6 protein-coding genes are annotated in these 7,605 nt (G+C 58.4%); 3 read left to right on the top strand and 3 right to left on the bottom strand.

All coding sequences use genetic code 11. From position 1 onward, the window contains the following. Together ACXN5S_RS19565 and ACXN5S_RS19560 are read left to right on the top strand one after the other, a co-directional pair. The coding region (locus tag ACXN5S_RS19565; RefSeq protein ID WP_458607174.1) for a hypothetical protein at positions 1 to 750 on the top strand (750 nt) is incomplete at its 5' end. A gap of 536 nt (positions 751 to 1,286) precedes the next feature. Next, positions 1,287 to 1,550: a hypothetical protein gene (locus ACXN5S_RS19560; protein WP_458607173.1), complete on the top strand. Its 264-nt coding sequence runs from the start codon at positions 1,287 to 1,289 to the stop codon at positions 1,548 to 1,550. 111 nt (positions 1,551 to 1,661) lie between these two features. Here ACXN5S_RS19560 and ACXN5S_RS19555 read toward each other — a convergent pair whose 3' ends face one another. The 3 genes from ACXN5S_RS19555 to ACXN5S_RS19545 all read right to left on the bottom strand — a co-directional run bounded on the left by ACXN5S_RS19555 (position 1,662) and on the right by ACXN5S_RS19545 (position 5,780). Beyond that, positions 1,662 to 3,401: a hypothetical protein gene (locus ACXN5S_RS19555; protein WP_458607172.1), complete on the bottom strand. Its 1,740-nt coding sequence runs from the start codon at positions 3,399 to 3,401 to the stop codon at positions 1,662 to 1,664. Next, a complete protein-coding gene (locus ACXN5S_RS19550; protein WP_458607171.1) occupies positions 3,398 to 4,078 on the bottom strand; it encodes a hypothetical protein in 681 nt (226 codons plus the stop codon). The genes ACXN5S_RS19555 and ACXN5S_RS19550 overlap by 4 nt, the downstream gene beginning before the upstream one ends. Positions 4,079 to 5,291: 1,213 nt before the next feature. After that, on the bottom strand, positions 5,292 to 5,780 hold the full coding sequence (locus tag ACXN5S_RS19545; protein WP_458607170.1) for a COG4315 family predicted lipoprotein: 489 nt from the start codon (positions 5,778 to 5,780) through the stop codon (positions 5,292 to 5,294). A 326-nt stretch (positions 5,781 to 6,106) separates the two neighbouring features. On the opposite strand from ACXN5S_RS19545, the gene tig reads away from it, so the two are divergent. Next, entirely contained in the window at positions 6,107 to 7,441 is a 1,335-nt protein-coding gene (gene tig / locus ACXN5S_RS19540; RefSeq protein WP_458607169.1) for a trigger factor, read from the top strand. Positions 7,442 to 7,605: the final 164 nt, after the last annotated feature.

Raw genomic sequence — 7,605 nt, 5'->3', positions numbered from 1 at the left:
GGCCTCGCGGTGAACGACAATCTGCGCTCGACGGCGCTCGGGCTCGAGAGGGGCGGGATGGCCGCTGGTCTCGATCGCCCGCACCGGTTGGTGCAGTACCTTGCCCAGCTCGCGCACGAAAGCGGCCGCTGGCGCTATGATCGCGAGGTTTGGGGGCCGACGGCGGCCCAGGAGCGTTACGAGACCCGCACGGATCTGGGCAACACGGCGGCAGTCGACGGCGACGGCTACCGCTATCGCGGTCGCACCGGCATGCAGATCACGGGCCGCAGCAACTACGCGCGCTTCACTGCCTGGGTGCGCGAGGTGCATGGGGCCGATGTCGACTTCGTCGCGCAGCCGGACCTCGTGAACACCGATCCTTGGGAAGGTCTCGGGCCGATCTGGTTCTGGGATGCGGGCAGCGGCGAGAGCCTCAACCGCTTCGCCGATGCCGGCAACACCGAGATGATCTCGCGCCGCATCAACGGCGGCACCAAAGGCCTCGCAGATCGGCTCGACCTCAATGTGCAGGCGGGGCTTGCCTTCCTCGGCCACGGCAGCGTGCGGGCGTTTCAGGGGGCGGCGGGCATCAAGGTCGATGGCGATCCCGGCCCGCAGACGCGCGGGGCGCTTCATGGGGAGCTGCTCGCCCAGCCGTCGGTCGCCTTTGGTGAGGCGCCGACTGTGGTACTGGATCAAGACTATGGGCATGTCCGTAACGCGCTCGCTGACATTCGGAAGAGGGCCGACGAGGCACTGGCCTTATAATCACGACCTTTTCGCGATCACCTACATGAACATTCCCACCGAGATCACAAAAATGGACGCAAAGCTGATCACCCAGATCTGAGGCAATTGCCAGGACGGCTTGTCTTCACTGCAATAGCCGCAGGATCGTCCGGCGAGCCTCATTCGCTGGCCGCACTCGCGGCATGTGAATAGCCTGAAAGCCAATATCTCATTCTCCCGATAGAACTTTTGTCCCCGCTCATGGCGAAGTGGCTAGTCATTCGGAAAAAAATCTACGGGATAAGAGAACTGGCATGGCTGCCGGGTTGCAAAAATATTCAATTGGCCATTCGAAGCAATGGCTAAGAATAATTTTAATCACCTTTCTGTGTGAGCTTTGGGAATTGTCATAGATTCCAAGAGCTTCCTATTTCGGAACATTGCCGATCTAACCACACCCTCCCAACTTTCGGTGCGCGTCTCCCGTCGAAGCAGGCCAACTAGGTCTCCTCCGATCCCCCCACATCCTCGCTGGGCAGACTGTGGATCTGCTCGACATCAACCTCTGAAGGGACATGACCATGGAGAACCAGGAGTTCATGGAACCGCGGCAGGCACCGTCCGATGGCTTCCTCTCGAAGCTCGCCCGCTATCGAAAGGCACTCGTGGCGGTGCCCGCCGGCATCATCATGGGTTGGAACCTGCTCAACCCCGACAAACAGATCGACGCGACGGAGGAGGATGTGAAGGCCTTTGTCGACAGCGCCTTCAGCGTCGCCGAGCAGGTCATCGTCCTTTTCACGCCAGTCCTAGTCTACCTAGTGCCCAATAAGCCCTAAGACGGGTAATGATGCTTCTGAAGTGTCCAGAGGCACCTAACTAGGAAAAAGGCAGAAAATACGAGGTAAACCCACCCTCCGAAAGGGGGAAATTAGTTCCTGACTACTATTTCAGAACGGCGTGGGCGACAAAAGTTGGATAGAGCGCCTGATGAAGCGCGCAGCCGGTGAAGGAACCGCGGCGGCGGAATAAAGGCAAAAACAGGAGTCATCGAGCGGCCTCAGGCCGTATTCACCTGACCAGGTCGAAGACCAGCCGAGATCCGCCTCAATTTGCATCGTCGACTCGGGATCGAATGCTACTAGAGCTTCCCTGGGTGCAGCGTCACCTTCCGGCGTCATCTTGCCAAACGTCCCATGAGGCGAATACATCAAAACCGAACCACCAAACTTACCCCCCGAAATCACAGAAAAAATCATTCGGCCCCGAACGAGATTCGATAGATTGAGCTCGTATCTCGTTCCGAAATCGAGTCCGTGCTCAAAGCCGAGTAGATAGCGAAGGCGAACTGCAATGCGAACTCCAGGCGGCAGATGTATCATAAGAACGGTCTTATTGACATCCCCGAAAGCGCCGAACTCCGCTCCCTCACCAGGGTCGTAACGGTAAGCAAGAAACTTGCGGCTTAAAATCCGCCCAAATGATGCCTTCCAGAAAGTCGGGATACAGAGCCGCCCCTCTCTAGATCGCAAAATGCCGTCGCCATGGAAGAGGTATATCGAAGCGGCTGTAGGTCGCAAGAATCCATGACGAACTCCGGTAGAACTTACGCGGGTCGATGTAAGCGCCTCTACAGTAATAAAGGTCGTGCAATCACTGCTCCCAAAGTCTCTAATCGGAAGGCTTTGGTTTCCAACCCGTGGATTAAAGGCCAAACGACAATATAATAGGGCCAATGCTTTGTAGATAAAGAACAGCTGTGAGGCAAGAGCAAGCACGGCGGCGCAGTGCGCAATACGAAAGGCCACTAAGCTAGTTCGTCGCACTACGTCAAACTGCTCAGCCAGTGGACCCTTGATGTAGTCATTCAATACCGCGGCCGAATTCAGAGAGAATGTATCACCTAAAGCCTCTAGCCGAATGACCTCAGCATCATATCTGTTCAGCCCGTCGTTCCTTGCCGCTATGAATGCGCTGTCTACCGGTTCGAGAATGATAGTGCGTGCACACCGCTTTCTATATCTCCCGCCGCGCCATACAATGCTCCAAATACTGCACTTTATCGATTTGTCGTATTGCAGCCCTAACCCCGTGATGCTTCTGGGGATCGCAGGCTCTTCGTCGTCCCACAATGTTGATCGCACATCCTGAGCCGCCACTAAGCCCATGTCCTGATATTCACCGGAAGCTTTAGTAATTCGCCTCTGAAGTTGGGCGGCTAATGCGAACTCTATTCTGTCGATCGCGTTCTCTATATCCTCTTCAGTATTCCTCATGGGGCCGCGGCATACTAATCGAGCATCGCCTCCCAGACTTGCGCAGCCGATCGATTGAGGATCGTCGGACTGCAGTGCGTCAACTTCGATCGCATAGAGCGTTCGGTCGAGCACTGAATAGATAACCCGTGACTCAACCCAGAATAGGCCGCTAACAATGGCGAGAAGCGAGACTGCATGCGGCAAGAAATGCCGAACCACTACTTGTTTTTGATTGCTCGTCATGTTGCGAAAGCTACGGTATGCGTCATCTGTTATCGGGATGACATAAAGCGCGATAAGAACGGTGCCGAATATCGAGATGACGGCGAGGGTCACCGCACCCCACCCGCGAAAAAGTACTTGTAGTACGATGCCTGAGACGCAGAACAGTGCAACGACAATCTCATTCTGTACTGAACCGCGATCACTCATTCTTGCGCTCCAATCCGCGTTTCTATTAGCTCCGCGGCGATTGGTAGTCCGACACACATCACCTGCACCTGCACCCAATCTGCCTCTTCATTCTCAAAAGAATGCAATGCAAGAATGCGCCAAGGGCCGGGTCCGCTCGGCTTAGTAACCATAGCTAGACGCCGGCCTCGATTAGCTCCGTGAGCCCAGTGCAAGGACGATAGAAAGCATACGTCGTTTTCGTCTGTTTCTGGTATTTCCACTCCGGTGGCCCTGGAGATGTTCGTGCGCAGATCGTAGGATCCTGCCACATATTCGCTTTCGACCCATTCTTGATGAGTGGTTACTCGCAGCCTATGTATTTCTTCAGTTATAGCGTTTGCGGACTCTTCAACCATTCTAATTCTGGCATTAAGCCGTTGAATTTCCGCAATTTGCGTCTGCGGTGTAGCGGCTACACTCAATATAGCGGCGAGAGGAAATGGAAGCGTAAGGATGTATGCTGCCGTTCGGCGGAGCTGACGTGCCAGACCCATTCCCGGTATGAAGAGAAGGCTAGAGACCACTGCTGGCACCCAGCTCATATATAACCAGCCGTCTTGAAGGTATAACGTGGCCAGCATGATTATGCCGACTATGGCGAGAACGAAAAGTGCTGTCCACTCGGGGCCGCTGTCTTTTGGCACGGTCTGCGTCATAATTCCGATCCAGAGAAATATGGGTTTGGGGGCGACCTCAGCTTAGGCGTTTATCGAGAGTGGGACTCCCGGCGAATGCGGGTGAGAAACGCCACAAGTTTACTGAAATTTGTCGGCCATTGTTAAAGCGAAAATCTGGTCTGGTATTTTGGTCTTTGAGACGATATTGGCTGCTAGCAATCTCCCAGCCAATTTACGATGCACTAGTAAAGCCGCTTGATCAATTGCTTTCTTTATAATACTGATCTTGGTTCGAAATAGCTGCTCGCTCGTGTCCACTTCCGAGGAGTTGGATCGATTCGCGAGCCGCGTTTGGGCATAGTTTTTGAGCAGATTCAGGTCGGTGCGGGTTGGAAGCGGCTATGGCTAGGCGTATGTCGTGGGAGGTTTTCCAGTTTCACGCTGGAGAACCTCGAACGCCTGATTGGCTGTGCTTTGATCATCATGCTTCCCTCAAAGTGCTTTCCCGACCAGCGAGGCGCTTTTCTGTGGAGGTTCCTGGTTCTTTGCTGGTTGGCTAAGTCTCTAAAACAACGCCGAAGGGACACCCGTACTCGGCGCGTGGTTTTCAAAACTATGGTCGCCTGTGAGTTTCACCTCAATGAAGGTCGAGTAGCAGCTTGTGGTCTACTTCCGAGTGGCGATACTGCAGGAAACTTCCCTGCCAACCCATTGTTTTTTCTGAGCCTCTAGAGGTCTTGCTTGGTGTTCAAGCCTATCTCTGCCGATTCCACACGCTTGGCGCCGGCGGGAGCTGAGTGATGCGCGGCCAGTTCGTGCCGCACTGGCTGCACCGCGCCCGCCGGCCGAAGTCGTGCTCGCTGATGTCGACTGGCAGATCGCGCCTTCGCAGCTCGACCTCATGCCGACAATGCCGCTGCCAGCACTGAACACGGATGTGGATGCAGCCTGGTGCGAAGAGGGACGGGTCGGCCATGGACTGAATATTCGGGCAAGGGTGCGGTAGCCGCGATCGATGACACGGGAGGGGTTTCGCACGTTGTCCTTTTGTTCTCACAATGTCTTGCGAAAATTTTCGGCTAAGAGCCTGTCGCTGAACAGGCTGCGTTACATTTAGGTTCTGGCGCCGCAAGGCGTGGGGGTTCGAGTCCCTTCACCCGCACCATATTTCTTTGCGCTACCGCCTTCGGCTACTCGAGCGCGGGGGGCAGGTTCCAGCGCGCTGCTAGAACCTGCGACCCCCCAGGCGATGTCAGTCGAAGGCGCCGTCGGGCACGCCTTCCATCACGCTGCTCCCATCGGGGCGCACCAGCAGCCACCAGCCGCCGTAGCTCGATTCCGCCTGGCCCTGCGGCGGCTGCATCGGCTCGTCCTGCGCGTAGGAGAAGAGGACGCGGCTCTCGTAGGTCATCACCCGGACATCGCCGTCATCGCGCACGCCGATGAGCTCGTCATCGACGCCCGTGCCGTAGGTGACCTCGTCGCCGACTTCCACCAGTGGCCATTCCTCGCGGCAGGGGTCGAGACAGGATTCGATGGGCGGCAGGTCGTCGCCTCCAATGCCGGTGGTGCGGAAGTAATAGACGGGCAGGCCACCGGGGCCGAGCAGATAGGGGCCGAGTTCGTCGGTCTCGGCGACGAGAATGTCGGGCATTCCCTCGTCCTGCGCCGCGGCGGGGGCGACCGCGCCGATGGCGAGGGTGGCGGCGGCTGCGAACGGGAGCGTCAGGCTGCGGATCATGGTCGTCTCCTTCGGATTGGTCAGGGGGCCAACCGACGCCGGCGGCGGATCGTTCCGGAATATGCCTCGCAGTCTCGCGAGGTCGCCGTACCGCGGACCCCGCTCAACGGCAGTTTGCGCCCATGCGGGCTGGACCTTCGGCGAAGACTAGGGTAGCCGCCTGCGTCAACGCGGGCGGGCTTTGCGCCACCCCTGACGGTCACGCCATGTCCCGCGCAAGAGCGAGGCAGCTGCTTCCAAACGCGGTGCGTGACGATTAGGGTCTGGCGCCGACAGGGGTAGGCTCCTCACGCCCCGCACCAGAGATGAAGGTAGAAGGACGGACCATGCAAGTCACCGAAACGCTCAACGACGGTCTGAAGCGGGGGTACCAGATCACCCTGACGGCCGCCGAGCTCGATGAAAAGGTGCTGGGCAAGCTGAAAGAGGCGCAGCCCGGGATCGAGATGAAGGGCTTCCGCAAGGGCAAGGTGCCGATCGCCCTGCTGAAAAAGCAATATGGCCCCCGCCTCATGGGCGAAGCCATGCAGGAAAGCATCGACGGCGCCCTCAGCGAGCATCTCGAGAAGAGCGGCGACCGCCCGGCCATGCAGCCCGAAATGAAGATGACGAACGAGGCTTGGAAAGAGGGCGACGACGTTGAAGTCGACGTCTCCTACGAGACCCTTCCCGAGGTTCCCGAGGTCGATTTCTCGAAGATCAAGATCGAGCGCCTTGTGGTGGAGGCCGACGAGGCCGCCATGGACGAGACGCTGCAGAACCTGGCCGAATCCTCGCAGAGCTTCGAAGACCGCCGCAAGGGCAGCAAGGCGAAAGACGGCGACCAGGTGGTCATCGATTTCGTCGGCCGCGTCGACGGTGAGGAATTCGAAGGCGGCAAGGCCGAGGATTACCCGCTCGTGCTCGGCTCGAACTCGTTCATCCCCGGCTTCGAGGATCAGCTCGTCGGCGTGAAGGCCGAGGAAGAGAAAGACGTCACCGTCACCTTCCCCGAGCAGTACCAGGCCGAGCATCTGGCCGGCAAAGAGGCCGTGTTCTCGGTCACCGTCAAAGCGGTGAAAGAGCCGAAGCCCGCCGAGATCGACGATGAGCTGGCCAAGAAATACGGCGCCGACGACCTCGACGGCCTGAAGGCGCAGGTCAAGGAGCGGCTGGAGAGCGAATATGCCGGCGCCGGCCGCGCTGTCGCCAAGCGCGCGCTGCTCGACGAGCTCGACAAGGCCGTGGAATTCGAGCTGCCGCCGAGCCTGGTGGATGCCGAAGCCAGCCAGATCGCCCACCAGCTCTGGCACGAGGAAAACCCCGACCATCAGGGGCATAATCACGATGCCATCGAGGCGACCGACGAGCACAAGAAGCTCGCCGTGCGCCGCGTGAAGCTGGGCCTGCTGCTCGCCGAGATCGGTCAGAAGGCCGACGTCAAGGTCACCGACAGCGAGCTGACCCAGGCCATCCTCAACCAGGCGCGGCAATATCCGGGCCAGGAGCGGCAGTTCTTCGACTACGTTCAGCAGAACGCCAATGCGCGCCAGCAGATCCAGGCGCCGATCTTCGAGGACAAGGTCATCGACCACATCTTCTCCGAGGCCGATGTGACCGAGAAGAGCGTCAGCAAGGACGACCTGCAGAAGGCCGTCGAGAAGCTCGACGACGACATCTGAGGATCGAGAGCCTGACGAGATTGCGGGCCGGGAGGGGTGACCTTCCCGGCCCGTTTTTGTTTTGGGGGCGGTTTGCTCGCCGGCCCTGATGGGCCGTCTCGCGGGGGGGGGGGGCGCATGGCTGGCTGGCCGGGGAGGGGGGCTGTCTTCCCCCCGCCGCCTTT

The organism is Pseudoroseicyclus sp. H15 (assembly GCF_054353345.1).
This window is presented reverse-complemented; position numbering and strand designations above follow the sequence as displayed.